13 protein-coding genes and 1 tRNA gene are annotated in these 20,950 nt (G+C 62.8%); 10 read left to right on the top strand and 4 right to left on the bottom strand.

The window, feature by feature from the left end; translation table 11 throughout:
* Positions 1 to 12: 12 nt before the first annotated feature.
* The 5 genes from ACQY5P_RS19160 to ACQY5P_RS19140 all read left to right on the top strand — a co-directional run bounded on the left by ACQY5P_RS19160 (position 13) and on the right by ACQY5P_RS19140 (position 5,818).
* Positions 13 to 3,126: a helicase-related protein gene (locus ACQY5P_RS19160; protein ID WP_428408481.1), complete on the top strand. Its 3,114-nt coding sequence runs from the start codon at positions 13 to 15 to the stop codon at positions 3,124 to 3,126.
* Positions 3,123 to 3,533, top strand: a complete 411-nt coding sequence (locus tag ACQY5P_RS19155) for an RNA-binding S4 domain-containing protein (RefSeq protein WP_428408480.1) — start codon at positions 3,123 to 3,125, stop codon at positions 3,531 to 3,533. The genes ACQY5P_RS19160 and ACQY5P_RS19155 overlap by 4 nt, the downstream gene beginning before the upstream one ends.
* A 9-nt stretch (positions 3,534 to 3,542) precedes the next feature.
* A complete protein-coding gene (locus ACQY5P_RS19150; protein WP_428408479.1) occupies positions 3,543 to 3,983 on the top strand; it encodes a TerB family tellurite resistance protein in 441 nt (146 codons plus the stop codon).
* A 107-nt stretch (positions 3,984 to 4,090) separates the two neighbouring features.
* Positions 4,091 to 4,429 carry a ferredoxin FdxA gene (fdxA, locus tag ACQY5P_RS19145; protein ID WP_428408478.1) on the top strand — a complete coding sequence of 113 codons (339 nt, stop codon included), beginning with the start codon at positions 4,091 to 4,093 and terminating at the stop codon, positions 4,427 to 4,429.
* A gap of 342 nt (positions 4,430 to 4,771) precedes the next feature.
* Positions 4,772 to 5,818, top strand: coding sequence for a CarD family transcriptional regulator (locus tag ACQY5P_RS19140; RefSeq protein ID WP_428408477.1), 1,047 nt, complete (start codon positions 4,772 to 4,774; stop codon positions 5,816 to 5,818).
* Here the strand turns inward: ACQY5P_RS19140 and ACQY5P_RS19135 are convergent.
* From ACQY5P_RS19135 to ACQY5P_RS19125, 3 genes are all read right to left on the bottom strand, one after another.
* Positions 5,815 to 6,552: a thermonuclease family protein gene (locus ACQY5P_RS19135; protein ID WP_428408476.1), complete on the bottom strand. Its 738-nt coding sequence runs from the start codon at positions 6,550 to 6,552 to the stop codon at positions 5,815 to 5,817. The two genes, ACQY5P_RS19140 and ACQY5P_RS19135, sit on opposite strands and share 4 nt — an antisense overlap.
* A complete protein-coding gene (gene pbpC, locus ACQY5P_RS19130; RefSeq protein ID WP_428408475.1) occupies positions 6,549 to 8,534 on the bottom strand; it encodes a penicillin-binding protein 1C in 1,986 nt (661 codons plus the stop codon). Before pbpC ends, ACQY5P_RS19135 begins: the two co-directional genes overlap by 4 nt.
* A gap of 187 nt (positions 8,535 to 8,721) precedes the next feature.
* A complete protein-coding gene (locus tag ACQY5P_RS19125) occupies positions 8,722 to 13,671 on the bottom strand; it encodes an alpha-2-macroglobulin family protein (protein WP_428408474.1) in 4,950 nt (1,649 codons plus the stop codon).
* A gap of 184 nt (positions 13,672 to 13,855) precedes the next feature.
* Here ACQY5P_RS19125 and ACQY5P_RS19120 point away from each other — a divergent pair.
* The 5 genes from ACQY5P_RS19120 (at position 13,856) to ACQY5P_RS19100 (ending at position 20,358) form a co-directional block, all read left to right on the top strand.
* Positions 13,856 to 13,932 (top strand) — tRNA-Arg (locus ACQY5P_RS19120).
* Between the two features lie 162 nt (positions 13,933 to 14,094).
* A complete protein-coding gene (locus tag ACQY5P_RS19115) occupies positions 14,095 to 14,829 on the top strand; it encodes an ABC transporter ATP-binding protein (RefSeq protein ID WP_428408473.1) in 735 nt (244 codons plus the stop codon).
* A gap of 6 nt (positions 14,830 to 14,835) precedes the next feature.
* On the top strand, positions 14,836 to 17,211 hold the full coding sequence (locus ACQY5P_RS19110) for an ABC transporter permease (RefSeq protein WP_428408472.1): 2,376 nt from the start codon (positions 14,836 to 14,838) through the stop codon (positions 17,209 to 17,211).
* Positions 17,212 to 17,215: 4 nt separating this feature from the next.
* Positions 17,216 to 18,451, top strand: coding sequence for an efflux RND transporter periplasmic adaptor subunit (locus tag ACQY5P_RS19105; RefSeq protein ID WP_428408471.1), 1,236 nt, complete (start codon positions 17,216 to 17,218; stop codon positions 18,449 to 18,451).
* 83 nt (positions 18,452 to 18,534) lie between these two features.
* Entirely contained in the window at positions 18,535 to 20,358 is a 1,824-nt protein-coding gene (locus tag ACQY5P_RS19100; protein ID WP_428408470.1) for a DUF885 domain-containing protein, read from the top strand.
* 36 nt (positions 20,359 to 20,394) lie between these two features.
* Here ACQY5P_RS19100 and ACQY5P_RS19095 read toward each other — a convergent pair whose 3' ends face one another.
* Positions 20,395 to 20,850 (bottom strand): host attachment protein, encoded by a 456-nt coding sequence (locus ACQY5P_RS19095; protein WP_428408469.1) that lies wholly within the window; start codon positions 20,848 to 20,850, stop codon positions 20,395 to 20,397.
* Positions 20,851 to 20,950 lie beyond the last annotated feature (100 nt).

Raw genomic sequence — 20,950 nt, 5'->3', positions numbered from 1 at the left:
GAACGGCGCATCGTGTCCTCTCCTTCTTTTTTCGATGAGTTCTCGTCTTCCGGCGGGGGGCGGCTATGCGCGGTGCTGGGCCCCACCAATACCGGCAAGACCCATTATGCGCTGGAGCGGATGCTCGCCCACAAATCGGGGATGATCGGCTTGCCCCTGCGGCTCCTCGCCCGGGAGATTTATGACCGGATCATCTCCGTCCGCGACCCGCGCGAGGTCGCCCTCGTCACCGGCGAGGAGAAGATCATCCCGCCGAACCCGCGCTACTGGGTGGCGACGGTCGAGGCCATGCCCCTTGAGCGCGAGGTCGATTTCCTCGCCATCGACGAAATCCAGCTCGCTGCCGATCCTGAACGGGGCCGCGTCTTCACCTCGCGCCTCCTCCATGCGCGCGGACGCGGCGAGACCTTGTTCCTCGGCTCGCACACCATGCGCCCGATCCTGCAGCGGATGTTCAAGCGGATCGAGTTCCTGTCGCGCGACCGGTTTTCGCGGCTTACCTATACGGGTCCGAAAAAGGCGACGCGCCTGCCCCGCCGCTCGGCCATCGTCGCCTTTTCAGCGGATACGGTTTACGCGCTCGCCGAACTTATCCGACGCCAGCGCGGCGGCGCGGCCGTTGTGCTCGGCGCGCTTTCCCCGCGCACCAGGAACGCACAGGCCGAACTCTATCAATCGGGCGAAGTGGATTTCCTCATCGCCACCGACGCCATCGGCATGGGCCTCAACATGGATATCGACCATGTGGCCTTCGCCGCGTCGCGAAAATTCGACGGACGCCGCCCGCGCAATTTGACGCCGTCGGAACTCGCGCAGATCGCCGGCCGCGCGGGGCGGCATGTGCGCGACGGCACCTTCGGCGTCACGACGGATTGTCCAGCCTTCGACGAAGATCTCGTCACCGCTATCGAGGATCACCAGTTCGATCCGGTGAAAGCATTGATGTGGCGGTCGGAGCAGATTGACCTTTCCTCACTCTCCGCATTGAGGCTTTCCCTCGACCGGCCGCCGCCGCGCGATTACTTCATGCGCTCACGCCGCGAGGATGACGAAGACGCGCTTTATCGCCTCGCCGCACGCGACGACATTCGCGACATGGCGAAGGGCGGGGCTGCGCTTGGCCTCTTATGGGACATCTGCCAGATCCCCGATTTCCGCAAAACCGGCGGCGACCAGCATGCGCGTCTTTTAGGCGACATCTTCGAACTTTTGATGGGTGAAGGGCGTTTGCCCGATGAATGGCTCGCGCCGCGCATAGAACGGCTTGACCGGATCGACGGCGATATAGACGCGCTTTCGGCGCGCATCGCCCATATCAGGACATGGACCTATCTTTCGCACCGCGCCCATTGGCTCGACCGCGCCCCTTATTGGCAAGAGCGCGCCCGCGCGATAGAAGACAGGCTCTCGGATGCGCTGCATGAAAAACTGACGCAACGCTTTGTCGACCGGCGCACGGCAACCCTGTTAAAGCGTTTGAAAGATGACGCCCCTCTACTGGCGGGCGTCACTGACGACGGAGAAGTGATTGTGGAAGGCCAATTCATCGGCCGCCTTTTAGGGTTTGAATTCATCGTCGATCCGCGTGCAAGCGGCGCGGAAGCGAAATCGTTGCGCGCCGCCGGCGAAAAAGCGCTGCGTCCGGTTCTGGCTGCGCGCGCCGCCGCGCTGGCGAACGCTGAGGCTGGCGAGTTGCGCCTCGACGATGGCGGAACCGTCTGGTGGCGATCGGCGCCCGTTGCGCAATTGCAAAAAGGCCCGGCGCCGTTGCGTCCGTCGCTCGCCATTTCCGGCCTAGCGGAAGTGACGCCGAATTTGCGCGGCCGTGTCGAAGACCGCATGAAAGATTTTGTCGCCGCGAAGATCGAAGGATTACTCGGTCCGCTTGTCGCGCTTCAGTCCGCCGCGAATTCAGAATCCGAAGAGGGCCTCAAAGGCATCACCAAAGGCGTCGCATACCGCCTCGTTGAAAATTTTGGCGCCACCTCGCGCACGCAGTTCGGCGATGATCTGAAACAGATCGATCAGGAAGAACGCGCGAAGCTCAGAAAACTCGGCGTGCGCTTCGGCGAGTTCACGCTTTTCATGCCGGCGCTCTTGAAGCCGGGGCCTGCTTCCTTGCTGACGCTGTTGTGGGCGCTGTGGACCGACCGCAAGGCGGGCGAGGTTCCGGCTCCCGCTGCGGGCCGTGTTTCCATTGAGATGAACGAGCATCTTCCGCATGCCTATTATTACGCTGGCGGCTATCGCCCGTCGGGCGTGCGCGCCGTCCGGATCGACATGCTGGAGCGGCTGGCGGGCCTCATCCGCACCGCGCGCAATGAAGGCGGCAAGGAAGGCTTCCAGTCCAATGCGCAGATGATGTCGCTGGTCGGGTGTTCAGGCGAAGATTTCGAGGCGATCCTGCGCTCGCTCGGATTCCGCAAGAACACCGTGAAGCGCAAGGTCGAGCCGAAAGCCGAAGCGGCGCCCACCGCTGAAGCAAAGCCTGAAGATGCGCCTGCCGCCGAAGCCGCGCCATCGGCGGCGACGGACGCCGCGCTCGGAACTGCGCCGCAAGCGGGAACATCCGAAGACGCAAGCGCAAGCGGCGCTGCCGAAACGCCGGCGCCGGCCGCGCCGACGACAGCGACACCAGAAGATGCGCCTGAAGCGCCGGCCGCGACAGCGAGCGCTCCTCAGGGGTCCGATGTTGTCGAGACGGGGCCAGAGGCATCAGATCAGACTGCCGCCGCACCGGCTGAGGCGGACGAAATCGAAGTCACGCTATGGCGCCCTGCTCCGCGCCGTCCAAAGCCGCAAGGAAAACCGCAAGGCAAACAGGCGCGGCGCGAAGACGGCAAACAAGGCGACCACCGTCAGGGTCAGCAACGCCACGGCCAGCGAGATGGTGGCGGCAAACATCGCGACGGCGACCGCAATGACCGTCGCGGCAAAAACAGCAAGGGCGGCGGCCCCCGCCGCGGCAAGGACCAGCCGCGCAAGGGCGCCGTCTACACCGCCGGGCCGAAGCGCGAGAAAAAAGCCGATCCGAATTCGCCCTTCGCCGTGCTCGCGGGGCTCAAGGCTGAACTTTCCGGCGCGTCCAAAGACGAGAAAAACAAAGCCCCAGAGAAGGCTGAATGACGGTCAAAGCCGCCGAAGCTACGAGCGCCGCGCAGCGTCTCGACAAATGGCTCTGGATGGCGCGCTTTTTCAAAACCCGCACCCTCGCCGCCAAGTTCGTCAGCGACGGCCATGTGCGCATTACCCGCGGCGAGGCGACGAGCCGCGCCGACAAGCCAAGCGCGTCCATTCGTCCTGGCGACGTGATCGTCTTTACACGGAACGAACGCCTGCGCGTCATCCATATCCTCGCCTGCGCCGAGCGCCGCGGGCCGGCAAGCGAAGCGCAAACCCTTTACGAAGACCGTTCTCCGCCGCCCCCGCCAAAGGACGAAACGCCGGCCATTCCCTTCGCGCGCGAAAAAGGCGCCGGGCGCCCCACCAAGAAAGACCGCCGCGCCCTTGCCGCGCTGAAAACTGCTGAATAGGAAGACTTGATGTTCGACAAACTGTTCCAACGCTTCAAAGCTGAAGCGCCCGAAACCAATGCTGCTGCGCAGCTTGAGATCGCCTTCGCGGCGCTGCTGATTGAAGCGGCGCGGGTAGATGAAAATTATGACGAAGGTGAAACTGTCATCATTGAACGGGCGCTGAAGAAACGTTTCAGCCTTTCCGACGCCGAAGCGTCTTCTCTGCGAGTCCGCGCCGAAGCCGCACAGGCTGGCGCCACGGATATCCAGCGCTTCACCAAGATCGCCAAGGCGATGAGCCGCGAGGAGAAAATCGAACTCATTGAGGAGCTTTGGGAAATCGTTCTCTCCGACGGGGAGCGCGACCCTTTTGAGGAGACCCTGATCCGCCAGATCTGCGGCCTCATCTATGTGGACGACCAGGAGTCGGGCGCCGCCCGCGCCCGGGTCGCCGCCCGGCTCAGGTAAACTCTCAAGGGAAAATGAGAAGCCCTTCAGGAAAGCTCGCTTGCTTCCCGGCGGCGAGCGGGTAAGAAAGGCGAAAACCGACACCGACAGTAAGGAGCGCCTGCGACATGACCTATGTGGTGACCGAAGCCTGCATCAAGTGCAAATACACTGATTGCGTTGAGGTGTGCCCCGTCGACTGCTTCTACGAGGGCGAGAACATGCTGGTGATCCACCCGGACGAGTGCATCGATTGCGGCGTGTGCGAGCCCGAATGCCCCGCCGAGGCCATCATCCCCGACACCGAGGCGGGGGCCGATAAATGGCTCGAGCTGAACACCAAATACGCCGCCGAATGGCCGAACATCACCCAGAAAATCGACCCGATGCCGGACGCCGACGCCCTCGCCGAGGAGGAGGGCAAATTCGAGAAATATTTCTCCGACAAGCCCGGCGAAGGCTCTTAAAGTCCCCTTTTAGGCGGTCATCCGCCCCGCCTCCGCCAGCCAAGCAAAGCTGTAGCGAAGGTTGAAATTTTGTGCTAATATTATAGCTGAATTCTGGATCGTTTTACGGCGCGCGCCGTTAAGCCGGAGTCTTCGGACTAACACTTAACCCCTTGATGCTGAAGGCTTACTTGTCTCCATTCTGAATGGGAGGTAGGCGGCTTAGGCAGAGGGCGGCGCGCCTCGGAAGCTGCGAATCCGTTGGGGAAAAATCCAGCGGCGCAGCCCCTTGGGCCCCGCATGACGCATCCGCCCCTCGAAACTCCGCCGGCTGGGGCCGGCGCCGCTACATTAGGGTCACCCATGGCGAAGAAAGCGACAACCAAGAAGAAAACCGCCGCTAAGAAGGCGCCGGCGAAAAAGGCGGCCGTGAAAACCACGGCGTCAAAGAAAAAGACCGCAGCAAAAAACACCGCGCCCGCGAAAAAAGCCGTCAAAAAAGCCACGGTAAAAACCTCCGCGAAAAAGCCCGCCAAGAAGAAAGCGGCGGTGAAGACCAGCGCCAAGAAGGCCTCCGTTAAAACCACGGCAAAGAAAACCGCCGCCAAAAAAACGGCGGCGGCGAAGCCCTCGGTGAAGACCACGGCCAAGAAGGCCGCGCCGAAACCCGCTCCCGAAAAAAAAGCTGCAGCGAAAAAGACGGCGCCCGCGAAGGCCGCGAAAAAAACCGCAAAGGCTGAGACCAAAGCCCCGCCCAAACCGAAACCGGTGAATGTGGGCCAGGCGCCGCGCAAAACGACCCTCGCCGCCTCGATCCCGACCCCTTCCATGACGCCCCCTAAGGACGCGCCCCAAGCGGACGCCGAGGCTTCGATCAACACAGAAGCCTCGACCACCGCGAAGCAGGATTTCAAGGTCAATGACAAGATCGTCTATCCGGCGCACGGGGTCGGCAAGATCATTAATCTGGAAAAGCAGCAGGTGGCGGGCATCCCCATCGAGCTTTTCGTGATCGACTTCGACCAGGAGAAGATGAAGCTGCGGGTCCCCACCGGCAAGGCGAAGGCGGCGGGCATGCGCCCCCTGTCCGACGACAAGACGGTGAAAGACGCGATTTCGACGCTGAAAGGCCGCGCGCGCATCAAGCGCACCATGTGGAGCCGCCGCGCACAGGAATATGACGCCAAGATCAATTCCGGCGACATCAAGCTCGTCGCGGAGGTGGTGCGCGATCTTTACCGCGGCGAAGATCAGCCGGAACAGAGCTATTCCGAGCGTCAGCTTTTTGAAGCCGCCCTCGACCGCATGGCGCGCGAAGTCGCCGCCGTGCGCGACGTCGATCTCGGCAAGGCGATCGAAGAGCTTGAAGGCGTCCTGAAAAAGAAAACGGCGGCCGCCGCCACGGCCTAATCCAGCCGCTCAATCTGCAAGGGATGGTTGAGGTCGATCGACGGTCCGTTGATCGCCTCGACAAAGCCGCGCACGCGCACCCTCGCGCCGCGTAACGCCGCGAGGTCGAAGCCGTCTTCGGCCCAGCGGGCGGAGAGCCGCGACGGGGCGCTGGCGGTGAAATCCTCACGGAAATCCTCGCCGAAATTGAGATAGAAACGGCTTCCGTGTTTTTCCGCGGTGAGGACTGTTCCTTCGATCAGATTGAAAGCGCCAACGGCGCCGTCCGCATCTGCCGCATCGAAAACCCGATAGGCGGAAAGCGCCCAGAGCCCTCGCCTTTCCGCTCGCGCTTGCGCCTCAAGGGCGAGCAAACGCCGAATAACGTCATGATGGTCCGTCTGCGGCGCAACACGCACCGCGCCCGTCGCCGCCAATATTTCCTGAAGCGTCGCTGCGCTTGTCCGCACGATTACCGGGCGCACGCCCCAGCGTGTAGGCGGCAAAACGTCTTCGACTTCGATCACGCCACTCAACAAGGTTTGCAAAGCGCTGCGCGATGCCTCGAAATGCGGAGGCGTTTCATCGTCCAGAACATAAAGCGGCGGCGCCAATACATCTGCGAGCATGAACTCGGCGCCATTCATTGCAAAACGATCGCCGGAAAGCGCCAGCGCATTGTCGGCGCCGGTTTGCGCAAAACTGCGTGAAGCGCAAAGCGAGGCGGCGCCTGTAATGAAGCCGCGCCGCTTCATCCGGAAATGACGCGCACTTTCGAACGCGACCGGCGTCCTGCTTTATCGACAACCGTCACATCGTAAAATCCGGCGCGCACAGGCCGCCATATATGACGCCCGCTAGTCTGCTCGACGTCGAGGGGCTCGCCGTTGACATACCAGCGCAAATCCCCTTCGCCACCGCGCGCTGCCAGCGAAAAGCCGCGCTTCTCCGCGCCCAGAAACACTTCGACCCCGTCGCGGGGAAAGACGATCTGTGGCGGCGCTTTATCCTGCGAGACGCCGAAATGCGCCATAGCGAGTACGGGGGCGTCGTCTTCCATCTCCTCGATCTCGCCTTCTGTGGCGCCGTTACGATCGAGCATGTCGAAGACCTCAAAGAGCAGCGGCGCCGCCGTCTTGCGTCCTGTGGCGCCGGGCCGCGGCGCGCCATCGGCGCGGCCGACCCAGACGACGACAGTATAGCCGCCGCCATGACCCGCCGCCCAGGCGTCGCGAAAGCCGTAGGATGTGCCGGTCTTGAAGGCGACGCGCGAGGCCTTGCGCGACAGATCGGCGGGCGCGCGGCCTTCGAGCGACGGCGCTCCGGCGAGAATGGAGGAGATGCGCGCGGCCGTGTCTTCGGAGAACAGGCGATAGGCGTGATCCGGTTTCTGTTCGTCAGCCGCTTTCCAGACCAGCGGCGCGACTTCGCCGCCCCCGCCCAGCCCCGCATAAAGCGTCGCGATCTCGCGCGCCGTAACGCCGGCGCCGCCCAGCGCCAGCGCAAGACCCGGCGACTTGTCGGCGCGGTTTGGCGTTTTCAAGTCGACGCCCGCCGCCCGAATGAGCGCCGCGAAACGCGACGCGCCGATCCGGTCAAGCGCGCGCACTGCAGGCACATTCAGCGAATGCTGCAAGGCGTCGCGCACCCGCACCTCGCCACGGAAAGTGCGGTCGAAATTTTCCGGCGCATAATCGCCGAAAGCACGCGGCATATCGTCGATTACCGTATTCGCCGACGCGTATCCCGCTTCGAAAGCGAGGCCGTAAATGAAGGGCTTCAATGTCGAACCGGGGGAACGCGTCGCAGTCGTCAGATCGATCCAGCCGCCTTTGACGTCGAGACCCGAGGAGCCGACGCTCGCGCGCACGGCGCGGGTCTTGTTGTCGACGATGAGCAGCGACGCCGTAGCGCCATCATCGAACGGCTTCACATAATCGGCGAGCATCGTTTCGGCCCGCGCCTGCAGCGACGCATCGAGGGTCGACCGGATAACGCCGGGTTTATGGGCGCGCGCAAGCTCCTGCGTTGCATGATAGGCCATGCGCGGCAAGGGATGGCGCGCCACGGGCAAGCGCGCCTCGTCGGCCTCTTCTGCATGGACGTCATCCATCGCGCCTGCCGCCGCAAGTTTTTGAAGGACTTCCCTTCGCGCCGCTTTCGCCGCCCGAGAGCGCAGGTCAGGCCGCCGCGCCTCCGGCGCCTGGGGCAGCGCGATCAGCAGCGCCTGCTCCGCATCGGTGAGCCGCGTCGGCTCCTTGTCGAAATAGATGCGCGAGGCGGCGCGCACGCCTTCGATATTGCCGCCATAGGGCGCGAGCGTCAGATAAAGCTCCAGAATTTCGCGCTTCGACAACCGCCGCTCGATCTGAAGCGCGCGCACCATTTCGGCGAGCTTGGCGCCGACCGTGCGCTCGCGCGGTTCAAGGAGCCGCGCCGTCTGCATGGTGATGGTGGACGCGCCAGAAACCACATGCCCCGCTTTTGCGGAACTGACGCCGGCGCGCATCACCGCCAGCGGATCGACCCCCCAATGGGAATAGAAGCGCTTGTCCTCAACCGCGATGAGCCGGTAGACGAAAACCGGATCGACCTGGTCGAGATCGGCTTCAAACCGCCAGCGCCCTTCCGGCGTTGCAAAAGCGTGAAGCCATTCGCCATTGCGATCGGTGACGAGCGGCGACAGTTCGTTGGCGCGCTCCAATGGCGGAGGGAAAAGGAGATCGAGCGCGGCCAAAATTATGAAGCACGCACATACCCCCGCAAGCACCCGCAAAGCCCCTCTCCCTTTGGGAGAGGGGTTGGGGTGAGGGGGAATTATGGTGGGCAAAAATTTCAACGAAGAACACCCTCACCCGGATTTTCCCTAGAAAATCCGACCTCTCCCGCAAGCGGGAGAGGTGAAAGAAAGTTCGACCAATTCATCACTCCGCCGCGGCGACGGAGAGCCGGCCGACTTCGGTCCGCGCGAACTCGCCGGGCCGGTACATGTCTTCAATGACGGCGCCCGGCATCACGAACTCGCCCGGCGTCACGGCGCGGACCACATAGGCGAGCGTGAAACGGTCGCCGCCCCTGACGTCGACAGCGGCGACAAACCGGTCGTCGCGCGCTTCGGCGACTTTCGGATAGGACAGCGCGCCGGCCCATTTATAGGGTCCGTTATTCCCCGCGCCGCCGGCATCGTCCGGATTGAGGATCGCTTCGATTTCCAGCCCCGCCGGAAGCAGGTCGGCGATCACCGCGGGATGAAGACGTTGATCCGTCGCGGTTCCGCTGATGACGACCACAAGCCGGTCGTTCTGGCGCACCGCTGAAAGGTCCGCCGGTCGGCCGTCGCGCGTCGCAATGCGCTTGGTCAGCGTGAAGCCCTGCTGAGTCGCCGGCGGCGCCGATGTCGGCGAGCCCGACACCGTCAGGGAACGGAAGATCTGCCCCTCGCCGTCATTGCGATAGGCGACGCCGTCGTCGATTTCCGCCTCGTTGGGCGTGAATGACGGCGCCGGCGGAAGATCGGCGAGGCTCTGGCCATTGACCGAAAGCTCCACCGCCTCCGACGTCCGCAACAATGCCTGCGCCGCCAGAAGCGTGAACGCCTTTTCCTGCGTGTGCATCGCCTTCGGGTCTTTCATATAGGTTTTGAGCTGCTCGACGAGCGCTTCGGTCTTATCGGTCTGGCCGGCCTCGACGGCGAGCGCCACCAGCCCCGCCACGTCGCGCAGATTGGTCTGGTAGTAATCGCCGCGGTTCTGCCAGCCCACCGCCTGCATCGCCTGTTCGAAGGCGCTGTTTGCGCGCGCGCGGTCGCCCATCATGGCGAGCGCCGCGCCGATATGGGCGCGGGCGAGCGGGCTCGGCGTGCCTTCGAGAAGCGCGTCGTGGAAATAACGCAGATCGGAGAGATCAGCTCTGCCGGCGCGCGCCAGCACGTAAAGCGCATAGGCCGCGGAGCGGCGTTTCAGGAATTCGCGCGTGTCGTTGTTGCCAGTGAATTCCGGAACGTTGGTCTGATAGCTCGCAAGATACCAGCGGTCGACGCGCGCGATGTCTTCAAGAGAGTCATACGCCCGCGCGAGTGCGTCGTCGGGCACGCCGTAACCTTCGTTCTTGGCGCGATAGAGGAAGTCCGTGACATAGGCGCCGAGCCATGGCGACGCCCAACTGTCGCCGACCCGCCAGAGGCCGAAGGCGCCGTCCGGCGATTGCCGGTTCAAAAGCTCGTTCACGGCTTTTTGAACGCGCGGACGCACCGCACGCTCCGGCCCCTTGCCCACTTCGCCGCCGAGCACGTCGACGAAGAGCAGCGGCATCGCCGAACTCGTAAGCTGTTCCGAGCAGCCGTAAGGATAGCGGTAAAGCGCATCGAGCAGCGGTCCGGGCTCGACGCCGTCGAGACGCGAGAACGAGACCGTCACATCGGCCGAGCCTTCGACATAGGGCGCCGTCACCGCATCGGTGAGCTGGAAGGTCTCTCCGGGTTCGAGCGCCGCGGTCCGCACCTCCGTCACCGGGAAGTACGGCGTGCGCGACTGGATCGGATAAGACCGCGACACCGAAAACCCGCCGGGTCCTTCGACGCTGAGATTGACGGCGCCGATGCCGACTTCGCCGGTTTCGAAAGAGAAGGTTTGGGTCTGCTTTTCGCTGCTGGCGAGCGTGAAGGTATGGGTCGACGAGATATCCACCGGCCCCTCGCCCGTCAGCGACACTTTATAGTCGCCCGCCTCGCCGTCGACATTGTCGATGAGAAGCGTTGCGGTCGCCACATCGCCCGGCGCAAGGAAGCGCGGCAGCGCAAGTTCCGCCGGCACCGGATCGCGCACGGTCAAAGCCTCGGAGTCCGAGCCGAGTTTCTCCTTTGACCAGGCCACGGCCATGAGGCGCAATTCGCCATTGAAGTCCGGCACTTCAATGGGAACGGTGGTCTTGCCGCCGGCGCCGACGGTCACGGGGCCGGTGAAAAGCGCCACCGATTTCGTCGGCACAACCGTGAGGCCTTCGCCGCCGAGACTATCGCCGCCGAACCGCGCCGCCGCGCCGAGATTGGCGTCAAGGATGCGGCCGTAATCGTCGCGCACGTCAACGCCGAGACGTTTCTTGCCGTAATAATAATCGACCGGATCGGGGGACGCGAATTTGGTGAGGCGCAGAATGCCTTCGTCTACCGCAGCGACCGTCATCATCACCGTCGCGCCCGGCGCGGCGCCCGAGACCGTCACCGGAAGATCGAGCCGCTGACGCGGTCGGAACACGTCCGGATCCTCGATGGCGACATCGAGTTTGCGCGCCGACATGTCGAACGGCACATAGGAAACCGCCATGGCGCGGCGCGGCACCGGCCGGTCGCCGGGATCGCGCGGCGTCACCACCGTCGCCATCACATAAAAGCCCGCGCCCCAGCTCGGATCGGTGTCGACGATGATCTCGCGGCCTTTGGCCTCGACGCCCATGCGCTGCACGAGCTGCACCTTGTCCGTCGCGATGACGATGGTCGCCTCGCCCTCGTAAGGGGGATTGAGGAACAGTCGCGCGCGCGAACCCGGCGTCACCTTGTCGTTCTGCAGGGTGAGCGCCGCCTGATCGGGCGAGTCCGCGCCCGCCGCATAGGAACGCCAGCCCACATAGAAACGGATGTCGCTTTTGGCTTTTCCGCCAGCTTGAGAAACTGTCAGACGATAGGTGCCCGGATCGATACGCTGATTGACCAGCGTCGCAATCTCATCCGGTCCGGTCTTGCCGCGGCCTTCGGCGACGAGAACATCGCGGAAGGACCGGCGCCAGCGCCACTGGCCATTCTCGCGATACCAGTCGAACCAGTAATCTTCCTCGACGAGACGCCATTCGACATCGCCTGCAATCAACTGGCCCTGCCAGTCGATAAGCACGGCGTTGACGCCGACCTCTTCGCCTTGTCCGAAGCTCGACGCATCATTGGCGAGTTTCAAGCCGACATAAGCGTCATCCGGACGCACCGGAATGCGCGCCGATTCGCGCACCACGCGCCCGCCGGGCTCAACAACGCCCACAACCACATCAGCGCGCATGGGGGCGCCATAATTTTTCGGCGCGTCGTCCACATTAATGGCGACGCTCGCCTCGCCCGCCGCATCGGTCGTCGTATTCGGCAGGGTCAGGAAGCGCTCGTCGAAACGCCCGTTCACCGGCCCGAAACGATAGCCGGAAAAATCCGGAAACGGATTGGGATCGAGCCGCAGCCGCGCTTCGGCCTCAACAGCGAGACCGCTCGCCGGCGCGCCATAAAGGAACCGGCTTTCGACCGACATCTCCCGGGTTTCGCCGGGACGGATCGGGGTTTTCTCATCGCCTTCAAGTTTCACCTCAAGACGCTGGGGCACGAAGTCTTCGACGGAGAATTGTTCGGCGCCGACAAAGCCCTCGACGCCATCCGCCTCAACCTGAATATTCCACATGCCGCGCGGCGCGGCGTCAGGCACATCGTAATCGAAGGTGAAGCCGCCGACGGTGAGTTCATCGATGCGGCGCTTGTCGGCTTCGGTTCCGTTGGGACGGCGGATGGTGACGGTGAGCGGGCGGTTCTCGATTGCCTTGCCGGCGTCATCGCGCAGAAGACCCGAGACATGCACCGTCTCGCCGGGGCGATAGATGCCGCGGTCGAGATAAACGAAGGCGTCGACTTTCGACGGCGCGGCGCGCCCGCCCACATCGCGGTCGGAAAGATCGAGCGGCGCGCGGTCGAGATCGAGCGCGGCGTAGTCGTCCTGAGGCCCATAGGCCATGAGCATGCGCGGCGTTAACGGATAATCGCCATTGACTGCCTCTTCGGCGAAATGCGCGCGGCCGTCCGCATTGGTGATCGCAGTCGCGAGGATGTCGTTGTTGGCGGCGATCAGCGAGAGTTCAACCCCGGCCATGGCGCGCGCGGTCGAGATCGAGCGCACGAAGACATCGATGCCATCCGCGCCTGAGTAAGTGGTGAGCGCCATGTCGGTGAACAGGATCCAGCGCCAGGCCTGCGCCGCGCGGTATTCATCGGCGCCGGGCGATACGTCTTTCAGCCGCAGGAAATAGGCGCCGGGCGTCAGCTCGCCGAGCGCCGCGCCAAGGGCGAACACGGTGGTCGTCGTTTCGTTGCGCTCGCCGGGCGTCGCGATTTCGCCCTTCCAAACCTCGACGCCCACATCCTGACCGTCTTCCTGATCCCAGACATAGGAATATTGATCCTCGCCGCTCGCTTCGCCCGCCACGATATTCTTGCGCGCCAATGACCGGTCGGAGACGCGGTAGACCTTGATCTCAACCTTCTCCACATTGACGGTCTCGATCCCGATGCCGTCAGCCTCTAACCGCGGCAGGATAACGCCGTCGCCGGCGAAGCCCGCATAAGACGGCTTGTCGCCGAAAGCGACCGTGACTTCTTCCGTGCGCTCAAGGCGATCCCCCTTGGCCGAGGGCAATCCGGCGCGCAGGCGCACGCGATAATCCTTGTCGAACTCAAGACCGGTCAAGCAGAGCGAGGTTCCGTCGACCTCGATAGCGGAGCCATCGGCGGGGCTGACGCGCACGAAGTCTCCATAGTTGACGTCGCCGCTGTCATTGAGGTCGCGATTGAACTGGAGGCAGGCTTTCGGCGTCGCCGTCCCGGTGTCGAGGCGCAGGCGGCGATAGGAGAAATTCTTAGGCTCTTCCTCTTCCGGGCGTTCGGCGTTCTCGGACCGGCGCTCCTGAAACGGGCGGCGCTGGGCCTTGCCCCGTTCGGCGGAGACCACAGGCTGGCTGTTGGGTGCGGTCCGCGACCCCGAGTCGGGCGCAATCGTCCGCCCGAGAAGCAGCCCCAGCGCAAACGCCGCCAGAACCGCCGCCGCCCCGATTACATATTGTCTGCGCGCAATCATACCGTCTCCCGCCTGATCCCCTTAGCCGCCGGTTGGGCCGCCGTCCCGGCGGATACCGCCCGCTAATTATGGCGGTTAATCAGCTAAAGGAAAACGATTCCAAGACGTTTTCAGGAAATTTAGGGGGCCCGCCGATCTGGCGGTTTTGATGCGTTGCGATATGGGCTAGAAAGCGGCCGCTCTTGTCCCCGTAGCTCAGCAGGATAGAGCACCAGATTCCTAATCTGGGGGCCACAGGTTCGAATCCTGTCGGGGACGCCAAGCGCAGCTGATTGGAGGTATAGCCCTCTTACACGCGGTCAAGATCGTCTCTCAACTTGACCTCGCTCATGATTGGCCGATGATTTTTAGCCTAAAGGCCGGCTGAAACTATGAGGGGCGTCGCCGGACGAGGTGAGTTTGCGCCGGATGTTCGACAAAGATATGAGCCAACCAACGAAGCCCCCGGAAGGCGGCAATCTCGCATTTCTGACCAAAGGCCTCTCCAAAGTCTATGGCGAGGGGCCGGCGGCGGTGCACGCATTGCGCGGGGTCGACCTTGAAATTCCGGCCGGCGAACTCGTCGTGCTGCTCGGCCCGTCCGGCAGCGGCAAATCGACCCTGCTCAATATTCTCGGCGGCATTGATCGCGCCTCGAGCGGCGAGGCGTTTTTTCTGAACGAAGAGCTGACGGCGATGAACGATCATCAGCTCACAGCCTATCGCCGTCGTCATGTGGGCTTTGTCTTCCAGTTCTATAATCTGATGCCGAGCCTTACCGCGCTTGAAAATGTCGACCTCGTTGCGGAGATCGCTCCAGCCCCCATGAAGGCCATCGATGCGCTCGACATGGTCGGCCTGAAAAACCGGGCGACGCACTTTCCGTCTGAACTCTCCGGCGGCGAACAACAGCGGGTCGCCATAGCGAGAGCCATCGCCAAGAACCCGACGGTGCTTTTCTGTGACGAGCCCACCGGCGCCCTCGACAGCACGACCGGGGTCGGCGTGCTGAAAGCGCTTCAGGATCTCAACACGCGGCTCGGCACGACGACGCTGATCATTACTCACGCCGCCGCCACCGCCGCCATGGCCGACCGCGTGATCCATTTCGCCGACGGACAGATCCGCGAGGTCGTGAAAAACGACGCCAAGGCTTCGCCCGAAGAGATCAGCTGGTAAGCGTTAATGTTTCCGTCCATCAGCATCCTCGACCAAAAGCTTCTGCGCGATCTCTGGCGCATCAAGGGCCAGGCCGCGGCGATTATTTTCGTGATTGCGGCGGGCATCTCGCTCTTCGTCATGTCGCATGGGATGATGGTGTCCCTCGACGAAACCATGCGCGCCTATTACGAGCGTTACCGGTTCGCCGACATGTATGCGCCCGCGAAGCGCGCGCCGGATCATTTGCTCGAAGAACTGCGCGCTTTGCCCGGCGTCAACGATGTGGAGGGCCGCATCAATGGGGGCGGTCTTGTGGCGCTTCCAGGCGTTTCCGCGCCGATCAGCGCGCGCGTTCTCTCCTTCAACCCGGAAGCGCGGTCGCCGATCAACGATGTTCATCTCTCGTCGGGACGCATGATCTCTTCCACGCAGAGCGACGAAATTCTCCTGCTGAAATCTTTCGCGGACGCTCAAGGTTTAGAGCCCGGCGATTCCCTGTCGATCACCATGAATGGCGTCCGCCACGATTTCAAAATCGCCGGCCTCGTTCTGTCGCCGGAGTTCATCTACGCCCTGCCGCCAGGCGATTTCGTTCCCGACGCCGGGCGCTTCGCGGCGCTCTGGGCAAACAAGGAAACCATGGAGGCGGCTTACGATCTCGACGGCGCCTTCAACGAAGCGGTTTTGACCTATGCGCCGGGCGCCAACGAACAATTTCTGATCGACGAACTCGATCGTATTCTCGCCCCCTATGGCGCTGTCGGCGCTTATTCCCGCGCGGACCAGATCTCCAATAAATTTCTGGTGGAGGAGCTGGCCCAGCTCAAAACCATGGGCCGGGTCATGCCGCCGATTTTTCTCGCCGTCTCGATTTTTCTTTTGAATGTGGTGATCACCAGGCTTGTGCAGACCGAACGCGAGCAGATCGGCCTTATCAAGGCGTTCGGCTATTCCAACGGCGCCGTCGGCTGGCATTATCTGAAATTCGTGCTGGCGATTGCGCTGGGCGGCGCGCTCGTCGGCTGGGCCGGCGGCTTCTGGCTCGGACGCATGATCGGCGAGATTTATCAGATCTATTTCCACTTTCCATTTCTGGTTTTCGTCGCAGATTTTTCGACCCTCGGCATCGTGCTGGCGATCAGCGCCTTCGCCGCAGCCGCCGGCGCGTGGTTCGCCGTGCGCTCCGCCATCAATCTTACTCCCGCAGTCGCCATGCGCCCGCCGGCGCCGCCGAAATATGCAAGCGGGGATGGAATTATCAAAGCGCTGAGCCGCTATCTCGATCAGCCGAGCCGGATGATCGTGCGACGCCTTGCGCGCCAGCCGGTGCGCGCGGCGCTCACGACCTTCGGCATCGGCGCCGCCATGGGACTCTCGGTGATGATGCGCTTCAACGTCAACGCCACCGATTACATGCTCGATGTGAGTTTCAACGTCATCGATCGCAGCGACGTCCTTGTCACCTTTGTCGAGCCCCTGTCGGACAAGACCGTCTTTGAACTCGGCAGCCTTGACGGCGTGACCTATGTCGAGCCTTTCCGGTCGACGCCGGTGATGTTCAGACATGACCGCGAAGAGTTTCTCGGCGGCATTACCGGCCTCCCTGACAATCCGCGGCTTAACCGCGCCGTCAATGACGATTTGCAGGATGTCGAAATCTCCGGCGACGGGATCGTCTTGTCCGCACAGCTAGCGGAAATCCTCAACATCACGGTCGGCGATACGCTCACCGTCGAAGTGCGCGAAGGCCGGCGCCCGACGCTTGAGATTCCCGTCACCGGCCTCGTCGAAGCGCTGATCGGCACGCCCGCCTATATGGACATGGCCTCGCTCAACCGGCGCCTCAAAGAACCGAACCGCGTTTCCGGCGCTTATCTGAAGATCGACTGGACAGAGCGCGACGCCGTCTATGACCGCATCAAGGCGATCCCGCTTGTCGCAGGCGTCAGCCTCCGGCGCGAGGCCTATCAGAATTTCTCCGACATGATCGACGAAGGGCCCGGCGTCTTCCGCTACATCATGACGGTGTTCTCCATCGTGATCGCGGCGGGCGTCGTCTATAACAGCGCGCGCATCGCCTATATCGAGCGTCAGCACGATCTTGCGAGCCTGCGCGTTCTCGGCTTCACCAAGATCGAGACAGGCTATGTGCTTTTGGGGGAGCTGGCGCTGCTGACCATCTTCGCCCTGCCCATCGGGTCGGCCCTCGGCTATCTCATCTGGTCCTATATGGCGACGGCGATGTCGACGGAGCTTTACCAAATCCCCACAATCTACAAAGAGAATGGGCTTGGGATTGCGGCGATCATAATTTTTCTGGCGACCGCGGTCGCCAGCGCCTTCGTGCAAAATGACGTCGGCAAAATCGAGATGGCGACCGCGTTGAAAACCCGGGATTGATACAATGATGAAAGGCCTCAAATCTCGCACGACAGTCATCGCCGCAGGGGTCGCTGTGGTTGCGATCTTCATGCTCTATGCGTTCTGGCCGCGCCCCATGGCCGTCGATCTCGGCGAAGCCGGGCGCGGGCCCATGATGGTGACCATCGATGAAGAAGCAAAAACTCGCGTGCGCGACGCCTATGTGGTCTCGGCGCCGGTGAACGGGCGGCTGCTGCGCGTCGATGTGGAGCCCGGCGATGAAGTCATCGAGGATGAAACAATCATTGCACGGATGACCCCGACAACGCCTTCCGTTCTGGATGTGCGCACCGAAGAACAGGCGCGCGCCGCCGTCGAGGCCGCAGAAGCCGCGCTGACGCTCGCAAGAGCCGAAATGCGCCGCGCAGAGGCAGACGCCGATTACGCGCGCGCGGAACTCGCGCGCACGCAGACCTTGCGCAAATCCGACACGGTTTCCGAGGCCGCGCTCGACCGCGCCGAACGCGCGTTCCGGTCTGCGGACGCGGCCCTCGACACCGCGCGCGCCGCCGTCGCCATGCGTCAGGCCGATCTCGACAATGCGCGCGCCATGTTGATGACGCCGACTGAGGCCGAGCGGAAAGAAGCCGGCACCAATCCGCATCCGCAAACCTCGATCCCCTTACGCGCGCCGATCTCTGGCCGCATCCTGCGCGTCATGCAGGAAAGCGAAACCGTCATGCCGGCGGGAACGCCAATTCTGGAAATCGGCGATCCGCTCGGCGATCTCGAAATCGTCGCGGAACTTCTGTCAACGGATGCGGTGAAAGTCTCGCCAGGCGACCGGGTGATCGTCGAGAAATGGGGCGGAGAACCAGCGCTCGAAGGCCGGGTCGAAAGAATAGAACCCTGGGGTTTCACAAAATACTCCGCTCTCGGCGTCGAGGAACAGCGCGTCAACGCCATCATTCAATTCGCGGGAGCAGAAGATGCGCGCGAACGTCTCGGCCACGGTTTCCGCGTCGAAGTCCGCATCGTCGTCTGGGAGGATGAGAACGCGCTCACGATCCCGTCAAGCGCCGTCTTCCGCAGCGGCGACAATTGGGCGGTGTTCGCCGTCGACCGCGGCCGCGCGCGCCTGCACATTATCGAGGCTGGGCGCAATAACGGCATCGTCACGGAGGTGAGAAGTGGTCTCGAGGAAGGCGACGCCATCATCCTTTATCCCGGCAACCGGGTCAGCGACGGCGCGCGCGTCAAGCAACGCGCGTTGGAATAGGCGTCGGCTTCATCTGTAGCAAGGGCTGCGAAAACGCCCAAATAGGATATAAGCGACCGGCCGTCAGTTCCGGGAGCTTCATCATGCGCCTTTCACGCCGCGCCCTTCTTCAGTCCTCCGCCGCAGCAGCCGCCATCGCCGCCCTTCCCGCCTGCTCCAGTAGCGTCGCGAAGAAAGAAGGGAGTCTTCTCAGTGATATTACAGATCGCATCCTCACCGCCTATCCCGAAAGCGCGTCGAGCGCGGGGATCGACACAGGCAAATATGCGGCCTTGAAATCGCAGCTAACGGATCGTTCGCCGGAAGGTCAGGCGAAAATCGAGAGCATGGTGCGCGACACACTTGCGAAACTGCAAAAGATCGACACGGCGCAACTTCCCGCCGATGAAGCGCTCAACATCGACGTCGTCAGGACCGTCCTCGAAAGCGCCGCCGAAGGATTCGACTTTCCCTATGGCGACATGGCGCTGTTGAATTCCAACTGGTCCTATCGCAACGCGCCCTATGCCGTCGCCCAGAATACTGGCGCCTTTGTCGAAATCCCGAGCTTTCTCGACTCTTCTCATTCCATCGAAACGGCGGAAGACGCCGACGCCTATCTCGAACGCATGGAAGCCTATGCGGGCCAGCTCGACGGCGAAACCGAACGCGTCATTGCAGATGGAGAGCGCGGAGTCATCCTTGCCGACTTTCTGATGACCAAAACCCTCGGCCAGTTGCGCGGCGCGCTGGCGTTGCCGATGGACCAATGGGGCATCGTGACATCGCTCGCCGCGCGGGCTTCGGCGTTCGGCGGCGATTACGCCGCTAGAGCCAAAACCATTGCGCAATCGAAGATCGGACCGGCGCTGGAACGTCAGGCCGCCGCGCTCGAAGCGCTTGCGCCGCGCGCGACGAGCAATGCCGGCGTGTGGGCGCAGCCCGAGGGCGAGGCCTATTACGCATGGGCGCTGAAAGCCGGAACCACCACGACCATGTCGCCCGACGAAGTGCATGAAATGGGGCTTGAAGAACTGGCGAGCCTGCAGGCGCGGATGGACCCGATCCTGCGCTCCATCGGTTATACGGACGGGCTCGTAGGCGCGCGCATGGCGGCGCTTTACGACGATCCGCGCTATCAGTTCGCCGAGGGCGACGAAGGCCGCGCGCAGATCATGGCGCTCATAGAAGAAACGCTGACCGACATTCGCGCCCGGATGCCGCAAGCCTTCGAAACTCTCGTTCCCGGCTTCCTCGAAGTGACGCGCATCTCCCCCGATGTCGAGGCTGGCGCGCCCGGCGCCTATGGCGGCGCGGGCTCCATCGACGGCAAACAGCCGGGGCATTTCTGGATCAATCTGCGGACGCCCGATCTTCACCGGCGCTTCACCCTGCCCGACCTCACCTATCACGAGGCGATCCCCGGCCATGTCTGGCAGGGCGAATATACGTTCAAGCAGCCGCTGATCCGTTCGCTTCTCGCCTTCAACGCCTATTCCGAAGGCTGGGCGCTTTACGCAGAACAGATCGCCGACGAGCTCGGCGTCTATGACGACTTCCCGGTGGGCCGTCTCGGTTACTTGCAGTCTCTCGCTTTCCGCGCCTGCCGCCTCGTCGTCGACACCGGCCTCCACGCGAAACGCTGGACGCGTCAACAGGGGATCGACTTTTTCGTCGAGCATAACGGCTCAAATCCGGATGAAGTGCAAAGCGAGGTCGACCGCTATTGCGCCTGGCCGGGTCAGGCCTGCGGCTACAAGGTGGGCCATTCCGCCATTGTCTCCTTGCGCGAAAAAGCGAAAACCGCGCTCGGCGACAAATTCGATTTCCGCCGCTTCAATGACGCCGTGGTTCTCGGCGGCAACGTTCCCATGACCGTGCTGTCACATGTCATCGATGGCTATATCGCGCGGGAACAAGCGGGCTGACGGCCGTCAATCCGCCTTTATGGCAAGACGCCGCCCTTACCAGCGTTCGAGTTTCTCGAGGAAATAGTCGTGCAGATCCTGCGCGGTCTCATTGGTGAGATCCTTGTCGTAAACCCCGATCAGTTTCGCAGTGGTATCCGCGGGAAGCTTTTTACGAATCACGCCTAAGGCCGCAGGCGGCGCAGCCACGACGAGTTGATCGAAGCGTTCCTTCTTCTCCGCTTCCACGATGTCTTGAACACGCGCAAATAGAAATTCCTGCCCCGCCTTTTCGTGGTCGTCAGCTTCGGTAACAGAGAAAGGGGCGCCCGTGCCGATCGTGCGTCCCCGCGGCGGACGGTCGCGCCCGAGATCGCGCGAGGGTTTTCGCGCATCTTCGTCGGCGTTTTCCTCAACCAGAGTCCACGTCCCGCCAGGACCGGAACTTTCAAAGATACGCGATTTCGCGCTGTCAGCGATCAAAAACCAGGTGGTGCGTTTTGGAAGTTTCATAATGCGCCTTTCGGGAAGATCTGCCTGAGGCAGGCGGATTGCTCCCAAAATAGATATGAACGATATAGGCGCGGTATGATCTGCAGCAAGCCGCCCAACG

It is taken from the genome of Hyphococcus sp., from assembly GCF_965267305.1.
GTDB lineage: Bacteria > Pseudomonadota > Alphaproteobacteria > Caulobacterales > Parvularculaceae > Hyphococcus.
Note: the sequence above shows the minus strand (reverse complement) of the source record. Positions and strands in the feature narration are given on the sequence as shown.